At 45.2% G+C, this 19,821-nt stretch carries 24 protein-coding genes; 10 read left to right on the top strand and 14 right to left on the bottom strand.

What is annotated here, in order from left to right; translation table 11 throughout:
* Positions 1 to 12 precede the first annotated feature (12 nt).
* The 5 genes from CEG13_RS06890 (at position 13) to CEG13_RS06870 (ending at position 6,073) form a co-directional block, all read left to right on the top strand.
* On the top strand, positions 13 to 1,392 hold the full coding sequence (locus CEG13_RS06890; protein ID WP_100011138.1) for a Glu/Leu/Phe/Val family dehydrogenase: 1,380 nt from the start codon (positions 13 to 15) through the stop codon (positions 1,390 to 1,392).
* A 673-nt stretch (positions 1,393 to 2,065) separates the two neighbouring features.
* A complete protein-coding gene (locus CEG13_RS06885) occupies positions 2,066 to 3,799 on the top strand; it encodes a carbon starvation CstA family protein (protein ID WP_100011137.1) in 1,734 nt (577 codons plus the stop codon).
* A gap of 72 nt (positions 3,800 to 3,871) precedes the next feature.
* Positions 3,872 to 4,129, top strand: coding sequence for a cory-CC-star protein (locus CEG13_RS06880; protein ID WP_100011136.1), 258 nt, complete (start codon positions 3,872 to 3,874; stop codon positions 4,127 to 4,129).
* 22 nt (positions 4,130 to 4,151) lie between these two features.
* Entirely contained in the window at positions 4,152 to 5,075 is a 924-nt protein-coding gene (locus CEG13_RS06875; RefSeq protein WP_100011135.1) for an ArsA family ATPase, read from the top strand.
* A 14-nt stretch (positions 5,076 to 5,089) separates the two neighbouring features.
* Positions 5,090 to 6,073, top strand: a complete 984-nt coding sequence (locus CEG13_RS06870; protein ID WP_100011134.1) for a zinc-binding dehydrogenase — start codon at positions 5,090 to 5,092, stop codon at positions 6,071 to 6,073.
* A 31-nt stretch (positions 6,074 to 6,104) separates the two neighbouring features.
* Here the strand turns inward: CEG13_RS06870 and CEG13_RS06865 are convergent, their stop codons facing one another.
* The 8 genes from CEG13_RS06865 to nfsA form a co-directional block, all read right to left on the bottom strand.
* Complete coding sequence (locus CEG13_RS06865) at positions 6,105 to 6,965, bottom strand: DUF421 domain-containing protein (RefSeq protein WP_100011133.1); 861 nt, start codon at positions 6,963 to 6,965, stop codon at positions 6,105 to 6,107.
* A gap of 28 nt (positions 6,966 to 6,993) precedes the next feature.
* A complete protein-coding gene (locus tag CEG13_RS06860) occupies positions 6,994 to 7,194 on the bottom strand; it encodes a DUF1657 domain-containing protein (RefSeq protein WP_100011132.1) in 201 nt (66 codons plus the stop codon).
* 12 nt (positions 7,195 to 7,206) lie between these two features.
* A complete protein-coding gene (spoVAE, locus tag CEG13_RS06855; protein ID WP_100011131.1) occupies positions 7,207 to 7,557 on the bottom strand; it encodes a stage V sporulation protein AE in 351 nt (116 codons plus the stop codon).
* Positions 7,554 to 8,570 carry a stage V sporulation protein AD gene (gene spoVAD / locus CEG13_RS06850; protein WP_100011130.1) on the bottom strand — a complete coding sequence of 339 codons (1,017 nt, stop codon included), beginning with the start codon at positions 8,568 to 8,570 and terminating at the stop codon, positions 7,554 to 7,556. The genes spoVAE and spoVAD overlap by 4 nt, the downstream gene beginning before the upstream one ends.
* Entirely contained in the window at positions 8,570 to 9,049 is a 480-nt protein-coding gene (gene spoVAC, locus CEG13_RS06845) for a stage V sporulation protein AC (RefSeq protein ID WP_100011129.1), read from the bottom strand. Before spoVAC ends, spoVAD begins: the two co-directional genes overlap by 1 nt.
* A 12-nt stretch (positions 9,050 to 9,061) precedes the next feature.
* The gene (locus CEG13_RS06840; protein ID WP_100011128.1) at positions 9,062 to 9,517 is read right to left on the bottom strand and encodes a hypothetical protein; all 456 of its coding nucleotides are present in this window, start codon (positions 9,515 to 9,517) and stop codon (positions 9,062 to 9,064) included.
* 56 nt (positions 9,518 to 9,573) lie between these two features.
* Positions 9,574 to 9,780 (bottom strand): DUF1657 domain-containing protein, encoded by a 207-nt coding sequence (locus tag CEG13_RS06835; protein ID WP_100011127.1) that lies wholly within the window; start codon positions 9,778 to 9,780, stop codon positions 9,574 to 9,576.
* 304 nt (positions 9,781 to 10,084) lie between these two features.
* The gene (nfsA, locus tag CEG13_RS06830) at positions 10,085 to 10,831 is read right to left on the bottom strand and encodes an oxygen-insensitive NADPH nitroreductase (RefSeq protein ID WP_100011126.1); all 747 of its coding nucleotides are present in this window, start codon (positions 10,829 to 10,831) and stop codon (positions 10,085 to 10,087) included.
* A gap of 229 nt (positions 10,832 to 11,060) precedes the next feature.
* On the opposite strand from nfsA, the gene CEG13_RS06825 reads away from it, so the two are divergent.
* The gene (locus tag CEG13_RS06825) at positions 11,061 to 11,468 is read left to right on the top strand and encodes a YwpF family protein (protein ID WP_100011125.1); all 408 of its coding nucleotides are present in this window, start codon (positions 11,061 to 11,063) and stop codon (positions 11,466 to 11,468) included.
* Positions 11,469 to 11,577: 109 nt separating this feature from the next.
* Positions 11,578 to 12,951: a TrkH family potassium uptake protein gene (locus tag CEG13_RS06820; RefSeq protein WP_100011124.1), complete on the top strand. Its 1,374-nt coding sequence runs from the start codon at positions 11,578 to 11,580 to the stop codon at positions 12,949 to 12,951.
* 48 nt (positions 12,952 to 12,999) lie between these two features.
* On the opposite strand, the gene CEG13_RS06815 is transcribed toward CEG13_RS06820, so the two are convergent.
* The 3 genes from CEG13_RS06815 to lepB form a co-directional block, all read right to left on the bottom strand.
* Positions 13,000 to 14,154: a S1C family serine protease gene (locus tag CEG13_RS06815; protein ID WP_100011123.1), complete on the bottom strand. Its 1,155-nt coding sequence runs from the start codon at positions 14,152 to 14,154 to the stop codon at positions 13,000 to 13,002.
* A 42-nt stretch (positions 14,155 to 14,196) separates the two neighbouring features.
* Positions 14,197 to 15,357: a zinc-ribbon domain-containing protein gene (locus tag CEG13_RS06810; protein ID WP_100011122.1), complete on the bottom strand. Its 1,161-nt coding sequence runs from the start codon at positions 15,355 to 15,357 to the stop codon at positions 14,197 to 14,199.
* A 259-nt stretch (positions 15,358 to 15,616) separates the two neighbouring features.
* On the bottom strand, positions 15,617 to 16,141 hold the full coding sequence (gene lepB, locus CEG13_RS06805) for a signal peptidase I (protein ID WP_239984584.1): 525 nt from the start codon (positions 16,139 to 16,141) through the stop codon (positions 15,617 to 15,619).
* Between the two features lie 169 nt (positions 16,142 to 16,310).
* Here lepB and CEG13_RS06800 point away from each other — a divergent pair, with 169 nt between their 5' ends.
* On the top strand, positions 16,311 to 16,475 hold the full coding sequence (locus tag CEG13_RS06800) for a Spo0E family sporulation regulatory protein-aspartic acid phosphatase (protein ID WP_100011120.1): 165 nt from the start codon (positions 16,311 to 16,313) through the stop codon (positions 16,473 to 16,475).
* 23 nt (positions 16,476 to 16,498) lie between these two features.
* Here CEG13_RS06800 and CEG13_RS06795 read toward each other — a convergent pair whose 3' ends face one another.
* The gene (locus CEG13_RS06795) at positions 16,499 to 17,668 is read right to left on the bottom strand and encodes an aminotransferase A (protein ID WP_100011119.1); all 1,170 of its coding nucleotides are present in this window, start codon (positions 17,666 to 17,668) and stop codon (positions 16,499 to 16,501) included.
* A 106-nt stretch (positions 17,669 to 17,774) separates the two neighbouring features.
* Between CEG13_RS06795 and CEG13_RS06790 the strand changes: the two genes are divergently transcribed.
* Both CEG13_RS06790 and CEG13_RS06785 read left to right on the top strand, forming a co-directional pair.
* The gene (locus CEG13_RS06790) at positions 17,775 to 17,915 is read left to right on the top strand and encodes an FbpB family small basic protein (RefSeq protein ID WP_100011118.1); all 141 of its coding nucleotides are present in this window, start codon (positions 17,775 to 17,777) and stop codon (positions 17,913 to 17,915) included.
* A 433-nt stretch (positions 17,916 to 18,348) separates the two neighbouring features.
* Positions 18,349 to 18,717 (top strand): hypothetical protein, encoded by a 369-nt coding sequence (locus CEG13_RS06785; protein WP_100011117.1) that lies wholly within the window; start codon positions 18,349 to 18,351, stop codon positions 18,715 to 18,717.
* 61 nt (positions 18,718 to 18,778) lie between these two features.
* On the opposite strand, the gene CEG13_RS06780 is transcribed toward CEG13_RS06785, so the two are convergent.
* Positions 18,779 to 18,994: a hypothetical protein gene (locus CEG13_RS06780; protein WP_100011116.1), complete on the bottom strand. Its 216-nt coding sequence runs from the start codon at positions 18,992 to 18,994 to the stop codon at positions 18,779 to 18,781.
* A gap of 55 nt (positions 18,995 to 19,049) precedes the next feature.
* Complete coding sequence (locus CEG13_RS06775) at positions 19,050 to 19,523, bottom strand: YkyB family protein (RefSeq protein ID WP_100011115.1); 474 nt, start codon at positions 19,521 to 19,523, stop codon at positions 19,050 to 19,052.
* Between the last annotated feature and the right edge of the window lie 298 nt (positions 19,524 to 19,821).

The raw sequence follows: 19,821 nt of genomic DNA, 5'->3' as shown, positions 1-19,821 counted from the left end.
GGAGGTAAATTAATGGCGAATGCAATTAAAGGAATAGTTGATGAATCATTAAACGCATTAATGGATGACACAACCTTTCTGCCAGAGTTGAAGGAAAATGACCGGAAGAAAGCCTTTGCTTCATTAGTTTCCATTTTATCCACCCCGAACCATGTGCATAAATCATTTCTACGGGTAACGCTGGAGGATGACCGGGTGGTACGGATTCCCGCTTTCCGCATTCAGCACAATAATATTGTTGGCCCATACAAAGGCGGGATCCGTTTTCATGAATCGGTAAATGAAGCAGAAGTGAGTGATCTTGCTTCCTTGATGACGTTGAAAAATGCGCTGCATGAAGTACCATTTGGCGGGGGAAAAGGCGGTGTATCTATCAATCCGCGGCAATATGATACAAGGGAACTTTTTTTGATCTGCCGTAAATATGTACAATATTTCAGTGATGTGATTGGGCCGGAAAAGGATATTCCCGCACCGGATGTCGGCACAAGTGCCCGCGAGATGGACTGGATGATGGGGGAGTACAAAAGTATTCGCCCTGGCAGGAGCTATCGCGGCAGTTTTACCGGGAAAAGCATTATCAACGGCGGGTCGCTGGGAAGAAGGGAAGCAACGGGGAAAGGAGTTTACTTTTCTTTCCGCTACCTGCTGCATGACTTTTTGAAAGACAACGAGCAATGGCTCAGTGAGCGCGATAACCGTTTTGCCAAAACAGCACTCGCTAATGTGAATAAATCATTCTCTGTTGCGGTGCAAGGGTTTGGCAATGTTGGATCTGTCGCTGCATTGGAAGCATACCGCTGTCAGCACTTGAATAATAAGGTGGTGGCTGTCAGCGATAAAAATATCACACTGTACAATGCGGATGGGATTGATATTCCTGCACTGCTGCAGTTTACTGAGCAAAATAACCACGATCTGCCTGTCAGTGAGGAAGAATTGGGAAAGGCTAATGTCAAGGCAGAGTTGATGGATCGCGACGCGGTGCTTACCTTGGATGTGGATGTGCTTATCCTTGCAGCACTGGGCGGTCAAGTCCACGCCGATAACATGGAAGAGATTAAGGCGCAGATTATTGTCGAGGGTGCCAACGCCCCGGTTACAGGAGAGGCGGATGACTATTTGAGTGATCAGGGGGTCATTATTATCCCTGATATTCTGGCAAACGCCGGCGGGGTGATCGTCTCTTACTTCGAATGGCTCCAAGGCAGGGAAACACAATTTTTGACGGAAGATGAAGTGTTTGAACGGCTAAACAGCAAAATGAAAAAAACCTTTGACACCGTGCTGCCGCAGTTTTTCGGGGACCCTTTTCCACTCAGGCAAAACTGTTATATGCATGCAGTGATGAAGTTGTCGACGATTTTGTTCCGTCAGGGAAAATTGTATTAATCAGCGCGTGAAAAGAGCTGTCTCTTATGAGACGGCTCTTTTTCAATTCGATTTTTAATTTATAAAGGCTCTATCCGTAGGTTTTATTGCTTATTTATGCCACAGTTGATGGAAACGGCGACATAGGCTGCCGCTGCCGCTGCGGAAATACCCCTCGCTTTCCGCGGGCGCTGGTGAGCCTCCTCGCGCTGACGCGCTGTGGGGTCTCACCTATGCTTACCATCCCGCAGGAGTCTCGGGGTATTTCCTCCGCTAATGGTGTGCGTTTTAAAAGCAGCCAAATAGCTACCCACTCTGTTGGGGTTGATTGAGGATGATAGCAGTCGACTCCTGCGGGAGGAATGGCCTCGGTGAGACCTCGCAGTGCGACAGCACAAGAGGGCTCACCAGCCACCCTAAGGTGCGCGTAGTATATTTCCGCAGCGGCGATCCTAAACCCCATTGATTTACGACGCAGTTTATAGATATTGTAACAACATTCTTTTAGTATATAGCCATAATAAAAGTTCTAAATAGTTTACATTTGTCCCACTTTTGGTAAAATACAAGTGTACTAAAAGTAAGCGTTTTAACATAGCGTAAAACTAGGATAAGTCTATCGATATACATTACCTGCATTGTTTTTCTTCATTTTTCATAGGCTAATCCTAAAAATTCAGGGGAGGTTGAAGAAATGTCAGGGATTTTCGTTGCGATTCTGGGGATTCTTATCTTTGCATTAGGGTACCGCTATTATTCTAAGTTTCTAGCGGAAAAGATTTACCGGCTTGATCCAAATTATGTCACCCCGGCCCATAAGTACAGAGATGGTGTCGATTTCGTGCCGACGAATAAATTTGTGCTTTGGGGCCACCACTTTACTTCTGTTGCAGGGGCTGCGCCGATTCTCGGTCCTGCCATCGCATTATATTGGGGCTGGCTGCCTGCTTTTCTGTGGGTCGTACTGGGGACGGTGTTCGCAGCAGGGGTGCATGACTTTGGTACACTTGTCGTTTCTGCCCGGAATAAAGGGCAGTCGATTGGAACACTCGCTGACCGGTTGATCGGGCAGCGTGCGAAAATCCTGTTTCTGTTTATTATTTTGATTCTGCTGCTGATGGTTAATGCGGTATTTGCCTGGGCCATTGCGAATTTGTTTATCACGTATCCAGCAAGTGTTATTCCTGTATTTATACAAATTCCGCTGGCCATTTGGATCGGCTATGCCGTCTACAAAGGGAAAACAAAGATGCTGATTCCGTCATTGTTAGCGCTCGCAGTCATGTACTTTGCTGCAATCGTAAGCAGCAGAGTCAATTGGCTGCAGATTGATTTGGTCAGCTACTTTGGCGGGGAGGGAGGAGCAGGACTGTTCGGTCTGGGCTCCATTTCCTCTGCGTTTCTCATTTGGATCATCATCCTAATGGTGTATGTCTATATTGCATCCACACTGCCGGTCTGGAAACTTCTTCAGCCAAGGGATTTCATTAACTCCCATCAGCTTATCGTAGGTCTGGCGATTCTTTATCTGGGTCTAGTCTTTTTGAACCCCGCAATGGGGGCGCCGGCAACTAACGCAACATCTGATGTCTCCTGGTTCCCGCTGCTATTCATTACGATCGCTTGTGGAGCAATTTCCGGTTTTCACGGCCTGGTATCCTCGGGAACATCTTCCAAACAGTTGGACAAAGAAACAGATGCCCGATTTGTTGGATATGCTGGCGCGGTCGGGGAAGGGGTTCTAGCATTAATTGCGATTATTGCCGTGGCAACCTTTTTCACAAATACGGATGAATTCTTTGCAGCTTATGGCAGTTATACCGAAGCAAACGGTGTAGGGCTTGGCATCTTCGTTGAGGGGGCAGCGAATCTGGCCACAGGGATTGCGATTCCACCGGATATTGCCACAACGATTGTGTCGGTTATTGTCGTCAGTTTCGCCGCGACAACATTAGATACATCGGTGCGTCTCTTGCGCTATATTATCGCGGAGTTAGGCTCGGAATATAAAGTTCCTGCGCTGACAAAAACGCATGTGGCCACATCGGTCGCGGTGGTAACGACTGCTGCATTGGTACTGATTCCGCAGGGGCCAAATGGTTTTGGTTCCGGAGGTTACTTGATCTGGCCGTTGTTTGGCACGTCCAACCAACTGCTTGCAGGCATCAGTTTACTGCTTATTTCCATCTGGCTGAAACGGCAGGGCAGAAATTATGCGGTCACATTAATACCGATGATCTTCCTGATGTTCATGACTATGTATGCCATGTTTAATCAGGTGCTGTTCGAATGGTCCTGGTTCGGTACGGAATCAAATATGATGCTGTTTGTTCTGGGCGCAATTATCTTTGTATTCGCCGTGTGGATTGTCCTTACATCATTCAAAGTGATGACAGAAAAGAATGAAGGACCGATAAATAAAGAATAAAAAACAATGTAAAGAAGAGATCAGCCAGGTCTGATCTCTTCTGGTCATTTAAAGAAAGGAGATATAATCATCATGCTTGATCAGACAAAGCGGCTTATTCGCTTTTATGAAGAGGTATTAAGTATGCCGCATCGCCAGGAAATTGCCCGAGAACTCAGGGCAGAAGATGATTTATTCATGCTGATGCTTTACTCGGAAATGATTGGGATACCCAATCCTGCTTATTATTATACCCTCGAACTTTATCCGTACATGATTGAAAAATTTCACGACTGGCATCTGCGGATGGGGATGGAAAAATCTCCACTGAGCGGCATTCGCTGCTGCTGATCGGGAGAAGGGACTGTTTATAATGGATGTGCTGGAAAAAGATATTATTTTTGTCGGCGGCAAAGGCGGTGTAGGGAAATCCACCTCAGCCGCAGCACTTGCTGCAAAAGCTGCCCGTAATGGTTATAAAACCTTGCTTATTTCCACCGATCCGGCTCATAATCTGGGGGATATTTTTAACCAAACCATCGGCGGAAAAATAAGCCGGGTGGCTGACGAATTGTATGCACTGGAAATCGATGCGGAAGTGGAGACGGAAAACTATATTCAAGGTGTAAAAGAAAATATAAAGGGAACGGTGCACGTAGGGATGATGGAAGAGGTAAATCGTCAGCTGGATACCGCAAAAGCTTCTCCAGGTGCGGATGAGGCAGCGTTGTTTGACAAGCTGATTTCAATAATTCTTGAGGAAACAGATCAATTCGACAAGCTCATTTTTGACACAGCACCAACTGGTCATACCATCCGTCTCTTGTCATTGCCGGAATTAATGGGTGTATGGATAGAAGGACTGCTGCAGCGCAGACAGAAAACCAATAAAAATTATTCCCAGCTGCTGAATGACGGTGAACCGGTCGAGGATCCGATTTATGACGTTTTACGAGAAAGACAGACTCGCTTTTCCAAAGCAAGAGAGATTCTGCTGGACGGAAAACGGACAGGCTTTGTGTTTGTCTTGAACCCGGAACGTCTGCCTATCCTGGAAACCAAAAAAGCAATCGAGCTGTTGGATCAGTATCATTTGCATGTAAGAACGCTGATTGTCAATAAAGTGCTCCCGGAAGATGCAGACGGAACTTTCTTAAAACAGAGAAAAGTACATGAACAGCAGTATATGCGGATGATTGAAGAAACCTTTCCAAAGCAAAAACGCATTTATATTCCGTTATTTTCCCAGGATATTTCAAACAAAGAACAGCTGGAAGCATTCAGCAATTTTTACTGAAAGGAATGACTGGAATGAAGGCATTTGTACATGAATATGGAGAATTGAAACTGAAAGAAATGGAAGCACCTCACGCAAATGAGGGAGAAGTGGTCGTCGCCCTTCGCAGCGCTGGTTTGAATCGGCGGGATGTCAATCTTCCAAACCGGAGAGGAGAAAAAGATGAGGCGCTGATTCTCGGTTCTGACGGAGCCGGAATAGTGGAGGAAGTCGGAGCAGGAGTGAGCAATCACCAAGTTGGGGATGAGGTGATCATTAATCCGGCGCTCCGCTGGAAGGAAAATTCCGATGCCCCGCCCGAACGCTTTGATATTCTTGGTTTACCGGATCACGGCACCTTTGCGGAAAAAATCGCGATATCTGCCGAGCAGGTAGAGCCAAAGCCTGAACACCTCTCCTGGGAGGAGGCTGGAGTTGTTGCTTTAGCGGGCTTGACTGGCTACCGGGCGCTTTTCACGAAGGGGCAGGTAAAAGAATTGGACACAGTGTTCATCCCGGGTGCGGGGAGCGGTGTCGCTACCTATCTTATTCAGTTTGCCAAAAATGCTGGGGCGAGAGTGATCGTCTCCTCCCGCAGCAAAGATAAGCAGCGCCGTGCGAGAGAACTTGGCGCCGATGTGGTGCTTGATAATGAACAGGACTGGCCGGAAGAACTTCAAAATGAAACAGTCGATCTGGTGATTGATAGTGTCGGACGGGCGACGTTCAACCGTTCGCTGGAAGTACTGAAAAAAGGCGGGCGAATGGTGGTTTTCGGAGCGACCACGGAGGATGAAGTCCCATTTAATCTGCGGAAATTCTTTTATGGGCAGTACCAGCTGTTCGGTACAACGATGGGATCAAGACAGGAACTAAGGGCAATGCTTGATCATTTGAAAAACTTTACCATGCATCCGGTGGTGGACCGCAGTTTTCTTATGGAGGATTTCCCTGAGGCCTTTGAGTATCTAAAAGAAGGGAAGCAGTTCGGCAAAATAGCTGTAAAGGTGAGCGAATAGCGTAAAAGCCAGCAGGAATTTTCTGCTGGCTTTACTCGTTTAGGTAGGGGCTGACTCCATCGATCGCCTGCTGCAGCTTGAGGCTGTTTGTTTCATACATTTGTTTCGCCTGTTCATTTTCCGTCGCAAGGGCAAATAACTCCAGGTCTGCCTGGCATTTTTTCATGGTGGCAACGAGAATCGGGATTTCCGTGGGGGCAGGAACAGCAATCATGTCGTCATACAAATCCACCGTGAGCTGCCCGTTTGTATCGGCTTGGGCAAGAAAAACATTTTCAAAGCTGACATTCTGTTTATCGAGTTCGGTTTCCAGCCACTTCGGATTCAAATTCAGGTTTGTTAAAGGTTCCAGAAGGACTCTTCCATCCATCATCACGGTTTGCGGTTCTTTCTCCGGTGCCAGCTTTAAGCCAAGATCTTTTGCTGTCAGCGGGCGATTTTCGCGCTTTGGCAAGACACTTAATGATCCGGATGGCTCCAATACAGCAAATTCCACATCAGCAAACTGGAAAATATTATTATCACGCAGTTTTTCCAGCAAATCATCGGTGGAATAGCCGTGTTTTTTCATATTGTCTTCCATGATCTTCCCGTCCTGAATGAACACGACGCTCTTACCTTGTGTTAAGTCGCGAAAGGATTTGCTTTTCAGGGAGATATATTCCACACCGTAAGGAACGATGAACCAGATGAACATTGCCAACAGCCCGTAAATCAGGTTTGCATTCGTATCAAGGGTGATAATGGCGACGATTCCGCCCAGGACAATTCCGGAAATGTATTCAAAAACATTTAATTGGGACAGCTGTTTGGCACCAAGCAGTTTGGTGATTAAAAATAACACAGCGAGCAGTGTAAGTGAGCGCAGAATAATGTTAATCCAATCCGGCATTGCAGGCCCTCCTTTCTTTCAGACGCCACTATTTGTACTGCGGCTCTTCCTTTGTCAGCTGAATGACCTGTTGCTGCAAGTCTGTTTTTATTTCCGTGATGGCTTGGCTGGCAGTAAAGAATGCTTGCTGCGACTCCTGTTTCTGTGCCTGGTTAGCCAGGACATCGAGTGTTGCTTCCACATTTTTCAGCGAGGAATAACAGCTTTTTACTTGTGATCCGACCGTCATAACATTTAGCTCCTATCCTTTTGGTTTGAACAGAATGGCGCCGATCACGCCAAAAATAATCGCTGCGGAGATCCCGGAACTGGTTACTTCAAACATGCCGGTAACCACCCCGATGATCCCGTGTTGTTCCGCTTCCTGCATAGCACCATGCACCAGGGAGTTGCCGAAACTGGTAATCGGCACGGTAGCTCCGGCTCCGGCAAAATCAATCAGCGGTTCATATAATCCGATACCGTCCAGCACCGCTCCGCTGATGACGAGTATGCTGAGCGTATGAGCGGGAGTAAGTTTGAATACATCAAACATAATCTGACCGATGACACAAATCAATCCGCCGACAACAAAGGCCCAAAAGAAAATCATGACACATCACTTCCTGACTCGATGGACACAGCATGGGCAATACAGGGGATAGGATCACCCTGCTGTATGCTTAGCTGTGAGTGTAAAGAACCTGTGGCAACGACCAAAATGCGGGTGATTTCTCCTTTTCTCATTAAGTTAAGGAAATGTCCATAGGTGACAATTGCCGAGCAAGCCGCTCCGCTGGCACCTGCCAGCACCGGCTGGCCTTCCCGGTAAATGGTCAGCCCGCAATCGACATATTGCTTGCTTGTGATATCCAGTCCTCGTTTCTGCAAAAGCTCAAGGGAGACCTCTCTGCCGATATGACCAAGATCCCCGGTAATAATCAGGTCATAATAAGAAGGTTCCACCCCTCGCTCTTTAAAATGCGTTTCGATCGTATCCACGGCTGCAGGAGCCATTGCCCCGCCCATATTGAACGGGTCGGTAAGTCCTTTGTCAACGACTTTGCCCATTGTGGCCGAGGTGACGACAGGGCCTGGCCCTTGTTTTGCAAGGAGAGCACAGCCTGCTCCGGTGACCGTCCATTGTGCTGTGGGAGGTTTCTGGCCGCCATATTCTGTAGGATAGCGGAATTGTTTTTCCGTTGCTGCATTATGACTGGAAGCCCCGCTTAATACATAATTGGCGCCATCACCGTTGATAAGAAACGCGGCCAGCCCGAGACTTTCCATCGAGGTGGCACAAGCGCTGAATAAACCCAAATAAGGCACATCAATCGTTTTGGCGGCAAAACTGGATGGTGTGATCTGATTGATTAAATCCCCGCTGATGAAAAAATCTACCTGTTCTTTTTCAATCGTACTTTTTTTCACTGCTGCCTGGGCCGCTTCTTCCATCATTTTTTGCTGGGATTTTTCAAAGGAATCCTGATTCACCCACATATCCTCGTGCAGGATATCAAAATCATTGGCGATATTGCCATTCGCTTCAAAAGGACCACCGACCGTGCCGGTAGAGATGATCACCGGTTTGTTTTCAAAACTCCATGTGCGATGCCCGAGCAGCATTACAATCCACCCCATTTAATCAAAATTGTTTTGATTAAAGCGACGACAAAAGCAGAAAATACCCCGTACACGATTACCGGGCCAGCGAGTTTAAGCATGTTGCTTCCTACTCCCAGGATAAATCCTTCTGTACGGTATTCAATCGCCGAAGCAATTACCGCATTCCCGAAGCCTGTCACCGGAACAGCAGTCCCTGCTCCGGCAAATTGGCCAAACCGGTCATAGATTCCAAACCCGGTCAAGAGCATGGTGATAAAAATAAGTGTTGCGGTTGTCGGGTTACCCGCCGTCTGCTCCGTGAAGTGAAAAAAGTAGATGTAAAAGGTGGTGATTACCTGGCCAATAAGGCAAATCAGTCCTCCGATGAAGAAAGCTTTTAAGCAGTTTTTCAAGAGTGGCCGCTTTACTTCTCGCTGCTGCTGAAATTTTTGGTAGTTCTGCGCATCCGGCGGTAAATTTTTCTTTTTCTTGTCTGCCATACTAACTTCTCCTTAGGTTTGTTCTTTGGATAGTTCAATAATTGCTTTCAATTCTTTTTCCAGCTTTTTTTTGGAAACTGAGCCTTTCTGGAGATTGTCTTCCAGTGCGCGCAGTTCCAATATGATTTTACGGTCGGTAGAAAGTTCGACTTTCATGTCAGGGAACTCATTTTTCATTTCTTTTGTCTTTTCTTTACGAATCTGAGCAAGCCGGAATCGTTTATGATGCTTAATTTCTATTGCAATTAGCATTGCTTTCGATGTATTAACCGCATGCACGGCCGTTATTTTTTCATCCTGATGCAATATTTCCTTTGCCCGATTGGAAGGCTTCTGACTGATTTCATTTGATGTGGAGATCTTGGTGAACTTCGTATTCTGCTGCTGGTTATCTTTTGTCGTATCTGCCCCACATCCGACCAGCAGGGATAAAAGCGCTAAAAGCACGGTCATTTTTATTGCATGCATCTGTTTCACCTTTTTCCAGAAGAGATAATCGAGGCTGGTAAAAACCAGCCCGGTGATTAAAAGCCTTTGTATTGCGGTTCTTCCTGCTCGATCTGCTGAACTCTTGGCTCCACACTTTGCAGAACTTGCATGGTTTGCTGTGCAGCATTTTCATACATTTGCTTCGTCTGTTTGTTTTCCGTTTGCAGGGCAAATTGCTCGAAGCTTGCCTGAGCACTCTTCAGTCCTGCTATCGTCTGTTTCACTTGACTGCCAACTGTCATAAAGCACCCTCCTTTGGTTTGCAGGTCATGCGATAAGTCAACTAAGGCTGGATAAACCCAAGTTTTCTTTGGATTGCCCTCTTATCATTCGATTTTTGCTTTAGAATATACATCAGCACGTTATTTTCTGTCTTTGGAAAACTGCCGCAACTGGGAAGGGAGAGGTTTTTAAGGAAGTCATATTGTGCAGTTGAAAATTTTCATGATAGAGAGGGGAGAAGAGGTGAAATCTTCGTGGTAAATGATGAACAAGCATAAAAAACCAGCCCTCTCCAGAAGAAAAGGGCTGGTTTTGATGGATTGCTTACTGTTTGTTTAGGTGTTTCTCTTTCACAAATGGGCCGACATCCAGACGGGTCGGTTTTTTATATTTGTCGATCATTTGCGATGACCATGTGGCTTTTCTGGCATTGCTTGAGCGATTCTGATAATAATTTAAAAGCTCTTTATCAAATTCCTGAATAAGCTGCTGCTGCCTTTCCGGAGATGGATAGGTATTTTCGTGATATACTGCTTCGAGCGGGAGGCGAGGTTTGATTTCCGGCTGCTGATCAGGATAGCCAGCTGCCAGTCCGAAAAGCGGAACCACGCGGTCCGGGAGATTCAACAGGCTGCTGACACGCTGAATGTCATTACGCAGACTGCCAAGGAAACAGATACCAAGCCCCAGTGCTTCCGCTGCGGTTGCTGCATTTTGGGCAGCGAGGGCAGCATCGATTACTGTAACAATAAATTGCTCTGTACTTTCCATATTTTCCTGGATAACTACTTGTTCTTCTGCACTGCCTAATTGCTGGTTGCGTTTGAGATCTGCACAAAAAACGAACAGATGGCCATTTTCCTTGACATAGGGCTGACCAGAAACTTTAGCCAGTTCTGACTTTAGCGAGGGATCGGTAACTCCGATAATGGTATAGGCCATGACATGACTGGATGTTGACGCCTGCTGAGCAGCGCGGATGATCGTATGTATTTGCTCTGTTGTCAGTTGCTGATCCTTGAATTTCCGAATGGAACGATGATGCAGCAATGTTTCAATTGTCTGATTCACTTGCTTTTTCCCCTTTATTTATTGTATTCTTTCCAGTTGCTCGTTCACCTGTGATACTCTTTCCATATGTTAGCACGGCAATATTTCTAAACCAACTGTTACGCTTTTTGATGGTCAGCAAAATCATATTTTTTCAGGAAACATTATCAACTTGCCGCGTTTTTTGGTAAACTCAAGGGAAAGAAACCAAAAACAGAGAAATGGACAGAGAGATAGCAGGAGGGATAGTATGAAAACATTTAAACTGGTCGCTTTGGATTTGATCGAGCAAAAAGAGGAAGAAGTGGTGCAAAATAATATCCCGCTAATTGACGGACTGATCATCAACAGGGAAGATGAGGATAACACCTGGCTGATAGAAGCATATACGGAGCACAGCTATCTTGAGCTGTTCACCGCACTTCAAGAGTATGATGAAATCTTGGTACAGGTCAAAATTACAAAGGAGAGCAATGAACCTGCAACATTTATCACCTCGATTGCCGGCGTAAATGAGATTGGCGGCAATATCAATGTCCTGTTTATCGGCACGATTGTCGATCAGCAGAAAAACCAGATAGAAGAGCGGCTGGTTGCGCTGATTGAAGAAGGATATCATGGAGAAGAACTGCTGCGAAAATTCAAGGAAGCAACCTGATCACGATCAAGCAGATACAGAAGAAATAAATCACAGGAATCTGGTGTCCATTCTGGGTGAGCGGGTGCAAACTGTGAATGTATTTTTAAGGCTAAGGGGTTAAAAAATAATGGCAGGAAACCAATATCACCGTCCACTTTTCAAGTGGATCAACCGATTGTCGCCTTTTAAGTTATTATTGATTTTTTATTTTTTTGCGGTGGTTGCCTCCACGATCATCCTGTCTCTTCCTATGATTTACCAGAGCGGGGTGGAGGTCGCCTTTATTGATAAACTGTTTACCGCAGTCAGTGCTCTGAGTGTTACCGGGCTCTCCACCATAACCATTGCCGATACATTAAGCACTGTCGGAATCATCTGCCTGGCGCTGATTATGCAGCTTGGAGCAGTCGGTGTGATGGCGATTGGCACCTTTGTCTGGCTCTTGCTGGGAAAGAAAATCGGGTTAAAGGAACGCCGGCTGATTATGACAGACCAGAATCAGACCAGTTTTGAGGGAATGGTTCGGTTAATCAAACAGCTTGTCTATGTGCTTTTGACGATTGAATTGATCGGCTTTCTGATTCTCGGCACCTATTTTCTTCAATATTTTCCGACTGCTTCCCAGGCATATCTGCACGGATTCTTTGGATCGATCAGTGCAACAACCAATGGCGGGTTTGACATTACGGGTGAGTCTCTGGAGCCGTTTCGTCATGATTACTTCGTGCAGTTTATTAATATGATTCTGATCATTTTTGGAGCAATTGGGTTTCCGGTATTGATCGAAGTAAAAGAATATATTTTTGCCAGGAACGAAAAACGGACAAAAATACGATTCAGTTTGTTTGCCAAAGTAACCACGTTTACATTTGCTGTATTGATTTTTGTTGGAGCATTATTTATATATTTGCTGGATGCGGCGAATTTTTTTGCTGGGAAATCCTGGCATGAGGCCTTTTTTTATTCCATGTTTCAGTCCGTGACAACGAGAAGCGGCGGTTTATCCACCATGGATGTGAGCCAGCTGACCGAAGCCAATCATTTGTTCATGTCCCTTTTAATGTTTATCGGCGCCTCCCCAAGCAGTGCAGGAGGAGGGATTCGTACGACTACGTTTGCACTCGTGGTCATTTTCATCATTACATATGCGAGGGGAAAACGGAGCATACGGATTTTCCACCGGGAAGTCTATGAAGAAGATTTGCTGAAAGCAGTCACCGTGATGCTGATGGCTATTGTGCTTATTTTCTCTTCTATGCTGGTTATTTCGATTACAGAGCCGTTTTCGCTGACGCAGATTTTGTTTGAGGTGACCTCGGCGTTCGGGACAGTTGGTCTCTCGCTGGGGATCACCGCGGAGTTAAGCACTTTCAGCAAGATTGTTCTCATGCTGCTTATGTTTATTGGGAGAATCGGCATCATCCCATTTCTGCTGATTTTTAAAACCGATAAGAAAAGCGGCAACTATCATTATCCGAAAGAAAAAATGATTATTGGATAATCAAAAAATCGCCTCCCTTCACTGGTATAGAAGGGAGGCGATTTATTATTACTTAGTACTTCTGTCTGTCTGCAGAATCCGCAGCTGATCATTTTCATGGGCGACGATAAATGTATAGGTATAGCTCTCTTTAACAGTTTCTGTTTCGTTCTCCGTTTCTTCGGCTTCTTTTTCCTTTAGCTCCGCTGTTGTATTCAGGGTAATCTGAATCCGATTATCCTCGGTAACGCTGCTGGTGAGGTTGGAAAACTCCAGATCGACTATGTGAATGTAGCGGTCACGGAAATCGGAATAGGACACCTCATCCTGCATAGAACTGCCCATTAATGTGTAGGCATTAAGATAATCTCGAATCTCGATACTCTCCATAAAATATTCGACCAGATATTCAGCATCAAGCAGGAAGGCCTCCGGATTATTGGTATCAATAATATCCTCAGCACTGGCGAATTCGAGCTGTTCATTTTGCGCCTCATTGGACCATTTCTCAATTTGTTCAATCACTTCTCGAATCGGGATGCTGAAACCAATCGTGCCGTCTTCTGTTCCCACGGAATTAATGCCAATCACTTTACCTGTACTTCGATTAATCAATGGCCCACCGCTGTTTCCGTGCGTGATCGGTGCCGAGATTTGATAGGCATTGGAATAGGTATAGCCATTCAGGGTGAAATTCCTTTCGGTGCCGGAAATAATTCCAAGTGTTACCGTGCTTTGAAATCCATGCGGGCTTCCGAGCGCCATGACTTCCTCACCAATTTCTGCGGGCGCGTCTCTGGCGACAGGGGAGTAACTTTCTCCCGCAAGCTCCGGCACACGGATCACTGCAACATCCGTGGTTTCACCAATTCCGACAACGGCTGCAGGATAAATGCGCGCATCAGCTGTACGGACATAAATGACTTCTGCATCCTGGATGACATGCGCATTTGTGATGATATCGCCTTTTTCATTATAGATAAATCCTGATCCCGTTATGGTGGAGGAAACGGTCTGACCTTCGACCTGGACAACGTTCTTTTCTGCTTCATAAATAATCGATTGCAGATCAAGCTGCTGTCCCTCGGTGCTCACCCGGTTAACCACAGGATCGCTTACTGCCAGCTCCTGCTTTTGCCAGTGTTCATAGAAAAGAACACACAGCACCACCCCAATGATCAGTACTGATGCACTGATTATGATGGGGAGCCGTTTTTTATGCATGGATTTTCACCCCGCTTGCTGAATTAAGTGGTCAGCCGAAAATCATTCGGTATACCAGGTGACTTTGTCGATTTCCACTTGTAAACCTTTCGTCTCTTCACTGATATCAAAATGGGTAAATTCAAATTCCCCGTTTTCATCCGGATAGAGCTTATCTGGATAGACATAGACTTCATTGGATAAAACTTCCGTGTCATTATCATTAAGCAGCGAATACTCGACCAATATAGAATGGACGGGAATGGTTGCGACACTTTTCACTTCGCCCTCTACTGCAAAATTTCCCTGCTCATTTTGTTCGACTTCTGCAGAGAGCAGTTCAATCGCATCCGTTTCATTTAATTGGTGATCTTGAGCTGCTGCATTGACAGCCTGTTCTATCCGCTGCTGCTGGGCCGTTTCAAACGCGGTCTGTTCTTTCTCCACAGTTGTTTGCAGACTGGTCAGCTTCTCGGAATTCGGAGCATATTTCAATCCATCTTCCACAAGCAGCCGGGCGTCGTTGAAATGTTTGTTGTTCAGCTGGGCGCTTGCTTTGGAAAAAGAGTAATCAATAATCTGATTGCGGATAGATTCCGTAATGCCTTCCGCTTCCTGATGATTTAGTTCATCCGCTTCCCATAACAACCGCTTCAATTGATCAATCCCAGGCTCCTCTCGCAGGATAGATTTTAGCTGAGCGACCTTTATTGTCTCACGCTGACTGACAATGACGTCAATCAGCTGGTTGACGGCTGTCCCGTTATAATTCTTCAGGCTGTTCTCTGCCGTGTTGATCATAGATAGAGCTTCCTGGAATTCTTTCTCGCGGGACAATTCCGCAGCTTTTTCAAGCGTTTGCTGCACTTGTAAGGTCTTTTTCATGAATTCACTGGCTACGTTTGCTTGGGTGAAGTTCCCATTACGATCAACAGCCTCAGCGAATAAATCACCGGCAGCCTCATAATCCTGCTGCATGAGCAGGTCCGCTCCCTGATAGTATAATTCCTCGGCTTTGGCACTCCTCGAGTCCAGCCATACATAAAATATCCCGGAAGAGAGGATAACTAGGAAGAGTACGGACAAGGGGAGATACCAGAATTTGTTGAATCTCCTAGTCCCGTCCAAACGTTCATCTATATCATTCGGCAGGGCTTTGCCGCATTTTATGCAGTATTGTTCATCTTCATTGATCATTGTTCCACAATATGGACAGTGCCGCATATCCTCACCCGCCTATTGTCTTGGTATTTACCTCAACAGTTTAACATATTTTTACTTTATTTAGGGGAGAAAAATTGATATGATAGGTAAAAGTATATGATTATTTGTCATCGTTCAATTTGTCTTTTACATACTGGAAAGGGGTGCGATTAATGGAAATTATTTTTGGTGCCATCTGTTTTGGACTTCTCGCGTTAAATATCGGCTACTGCCTGTTCGATAACGAATAAAAAAAGAGGTCAGGCGAATGCCTGGCCTCCTATTCTGTCTTCGTCCATTCATCAAATGGATAAATGACAAATTCCGATTTTCCGATAATATTTTCACCCTGGATAAAACCAAGACCGTTTCGACTGTCTTTGCTGATGCCGCGGTTATCCCCCATGACAAAATAGCTTCCCTCCGGAATGTCAATCGTACCAAGCCGGCCGGTATCTTTAAGCACCTCTTCACTTAAGAAAGGCTGTCTGTATTTTTCTCCATCAATATATAAATCATTGTCATTTACGCTAATCGTTTCTCCTGGCAGTCCAATAACCCGTTTTACATAATTTTTATTTTGACGCTGAATAATGACGATATCGCCACGCTCGGGCTCATCGACCAGATAGACAATTTTGTTGAACAGCACCCGTTCGCCATCTTCCAGGGTAGGTGCCATGCTTTCCCCTTCAACGATGGAAGTGGCAAAAATAAACGTATGCAGAAAATAAGCAATCAGTAAAGCAAGGAGGATTGATTTTCCCCATTCCCACCATTCATTTTTCTTTTTTGTTTCAGCCAATGGCAATCCATCCTTTCCTAAAGTCAATCCACTACTATAATAGCACAGTGAGAGTGTGGAGACGAGTGAATTTTTCATGAAATTCCCATGCAATAAAGATGTAAGTTGTATTTATCTGAACAGTTGTGCTACATTAAAATAAATGGAAGAAAGGGAGCATTCTTATCTGATGGGACCGACAAATAATCTCCTTAACCGAATCGAATTCCTCCGCCAGAAAATGACGGAAGTAGCCTTGGATAAAGGTTTTACTGACAAAGAATCTATTGAAATCAGCCAGGAACTGGACAAGCTGTTAAATGATTATGAATGCAGAAGACAGGATAATGTATAAACGAATCCAAATATATTCTGCGACTACCGCAGTTTTTCCTTCTGCATAAATGTTTCCAGACGATTCAAGCCTTCTGTCAATGTCTCAGGGTCATAAGCGTATGAAAGACGCATAAATCCTTCTCCCAGAGAGGAAAAACTGCTCCCGGGCACAAGAGCAACCTTACCCTTCTTCACCAGTTCAAGTCCCAGTTGAAATGATGTCATTTCCTTCACGGGAAATTTCGGAAAGAAATAAAAAGCCCCATCCGGCTGATTAACCGTGAAGCCAATTTCGCTCAGCCGGCTGTAGACGAAATCCCGTCTTTTACGATATGCTTCCCGCATTTTCCAGGTAGCCTCAGATCCGGCCCTTAGTGCTTCCAATGCCGCATACTGACTCACGGAGGATGCGCAGGATACATTATACTGATGCACTTTGACCATATGTCTCGACAACCATTTTGGAGCAAGGGTATAGCCAATTCGGAATCCGGTCATGGCATGAGATTTCGAAACCCCATTTACGACAATCGTTCTTTCTTTCATTCTCTCCAAAGAAGCAATCGAAACATGCTTTCCGTCAAATACCAGCTCACTGTAAATTTCATCTGCCAGTACCAAAAGATCGTTGTTTCTGATGACAGCAGCAAGCTCGTTCAGCTCGGCAGCGGAAAATGATGCTCCGGTCGGATTGGAAGGGTAGGGTAGAACGACACATTTAGTTTTGTCCGTTATCATGCCTTTGAGAACTTCTGCTGTCAGTTTAAATCCGGTGCCAGTGGTATCTGCATACACCGGGGTTGCACCAGCGAGGCGGATCAGCGGTTCATAACCAGGATAAACCGGTCCTGGCAAAATCACTTCATCACCAGGGAGTAAAATGGTCCGGAATGTAATGTCGATGGCCTGGGAGGCTCCGGTGGTCACAATAATTTCCTCACCAGGATCATAACTTATCGCATAATTTGTTTCATTAAAGGATGAAATGGCTTTGCGCAGTTCGATAATTCCTGCATTGGGTGTATATGTGGTTTTATTGCGGGCAAGAGCTTCGACGGCTGCTTGCTTGATATACTCTGGTGTATGGAAGTCGGGCTGTCCGATTGTCAGAGAAATAATATCTCCTTCCTGTTCTTCTGCCACCATATTAAAAAATTTACGAATCCCCGATATCTCAATATCTTTCACAAGCGGGTTGATGAAATGTTCCATTTATTGGCCTCCAAATACAATTGTTAAAAAATGTTCAAATAATTTTGATAGGTAAATCTGCAAAATAGTGCTATAATAAAAAAGAAGTATAAAAGGAGTGTATCATATGAGACCAAAATCGTTAAATTTTGACGAGCTTGTCGAACGTAACAAACAGGAACTGCTCAGAGACGAAAAGGAAATTTCCCAGCTTGAACTGAACTTGGAAAAGAAACAATCGGAAAAAGCAGAAGAAAAGCAGGATTGACGCACAACTGTCAGCCTGCTTTTTCTTTTTTGTATTTAAAAAACAAAATCTATAAATTGCGATGTAAAAACAGTGGGGTTTATGATTGCCGCTCCGGAAATACCTTTCGCACCTGCTGAGCGCTGGTGAGCCTCCTCGCGCTGACGCGCTGCGGGGTCTCACCTATGCTTATCATCCCGCAGGAGTCTCAAGGTATTTCCTCCGCTGGCTGATGTGCCTTTTTAAAAGCAAACAACGGCTATCTACTCTGTAGATGGTTGATTGGAGCGGAGGGCGGTCGACTCCTGCGGGAAAAGCAACGGCTAGACCTGAGCAGGAAGCGGTTTTCTTCCGAGGAGGCACGTACCAACATAATTACGTTCATTCCCAAATCTCTTTTAAAACATCTTTTCTCTTGCAGGTATAATTCCTTTCATAGATGAAGAGACTAATAATGCAGGATATAAAAACAGGGAAGGGGGAGAAGCGTATCAATTTTCCTGATTGGTTTCATTATTCCCAGCTTATGGCATTAGGCATAAAGCCTGAGTACATTTATTATTTACTCGTATTTCTTGGAATGGTGCTTTTATATTTGCTAATTCATCCTTTAATCCAGTGGTTTGTGGCTAAAAGCAGCACCAAACTGCTCAGTTATTTGCTCTCAAGTCTGCTGTTATTAACGACCGGATTGCTAGCTGCCGCATTGTCCGGCACATTTTCCGCTTCCCTCCGTTCTCTGTTGGGAATCACGCTTGAGACCCTGGCTGGTTTCGGAGTGGCACTAATTCTCTTTTACGGCGTTCGGCGGCTGGTAAAATAATAAAAACGCATGCTAATTTCAAGCATGCGTTTTGATATAGGGGCAATCGTTGTTTTTGTGTTTAGTATTCCGTTTTGTCGCCTGCTTTCTGCTGAAGATTCTCCAGCCAGGTAAAAACTGGCTGATAATAGGCATCAGGAGAATGCAGCATGTCTGGTGCTTCTTTCATCACCATTTCTTTTTCTTTAGCAGACAGCATTTCGTACTTATCTTTAAGATCATGAGCCTGAGCAGCATGATGTTCCAGTGCAGCCATGAAAGCTTTTAATTCCACCATAACCGTTCCTCCTTTTATAATTCTTTTCCTTTTAAACGGAGAAATGAAACATATTCTAATAGTTTCGATGCGATTTGGCAGGAGGCCACTCCATTTTACCTAAAGAGGATGGAGTAAAATAGGATGATTTATATCGCTTCTTTGAGACTTGAGGCTTCTTTTTCGGCTTCCAGTCCAGATATCGGTAAACGATCCTTTTGGCTTGGCCCAAGGACATCTTTGTTTGCGGATTTCGATAATTTTGATCCAATCTGCCTAAGTGCTCAAGCTCTTTGAAGTCTTCTTTTGTAGGAGGAACGTGAAAGTAATATTCATCTACTTTGACAAGCAGAGTGGAGTGCTGGTTGCTCATTCTCGGCCGGTCAGAGAAATGGAGTCCAACTTTGACTGCCCGTTTTTCCTGCAGCAGGCGGCTAATTGCTTCTTTTTTCAGTAAGTATAGATGCTGGGGTTCGGGCGCAGTTTTTGCATGTCGATTAATACTATACAGGGCTTTGGCCAGCTCATTCAGCGGGATATTCTGTTCCATGCTTTTCCTCCTTTCCAGTTTGTTTTGCAGTTGATAGTTAAAAAAGCCAGTCCTACTCTCTATCTCCTATCCTATCGCAAAGGTTGTCCATGTGCAAGGGTGAATGTGAAAGCGCATTTTTGGGTGTGTACTGTGTGCAGACTTAAAAAAATTTAAATCGTTGCATATTGTGGTTAGCCAAGGCAGGAGTATGCCCCGGCCAGCTCCAGCGCTAAAGCTGTGTGGACTTCCCTCACGTCCGTACGATAAGTCAACATCGGCTTGAAGTTTAAGGAAGGCCGACTAAAACCGGCCTCCC

This window comes from Lentibacillus sediminis, assembly GCF_002763455.1.
Lineage (GTDB): Bacteria > Bacillota > Bacilli > Bacillales > Amphibacillaceae > Lentibacillus_D > Lentibacillus_D sediminis_A.
Note: the sequence above shows the minus strand (reverse complement) of the source record. Positions and strands in the feature narration are given on the sequence as shown.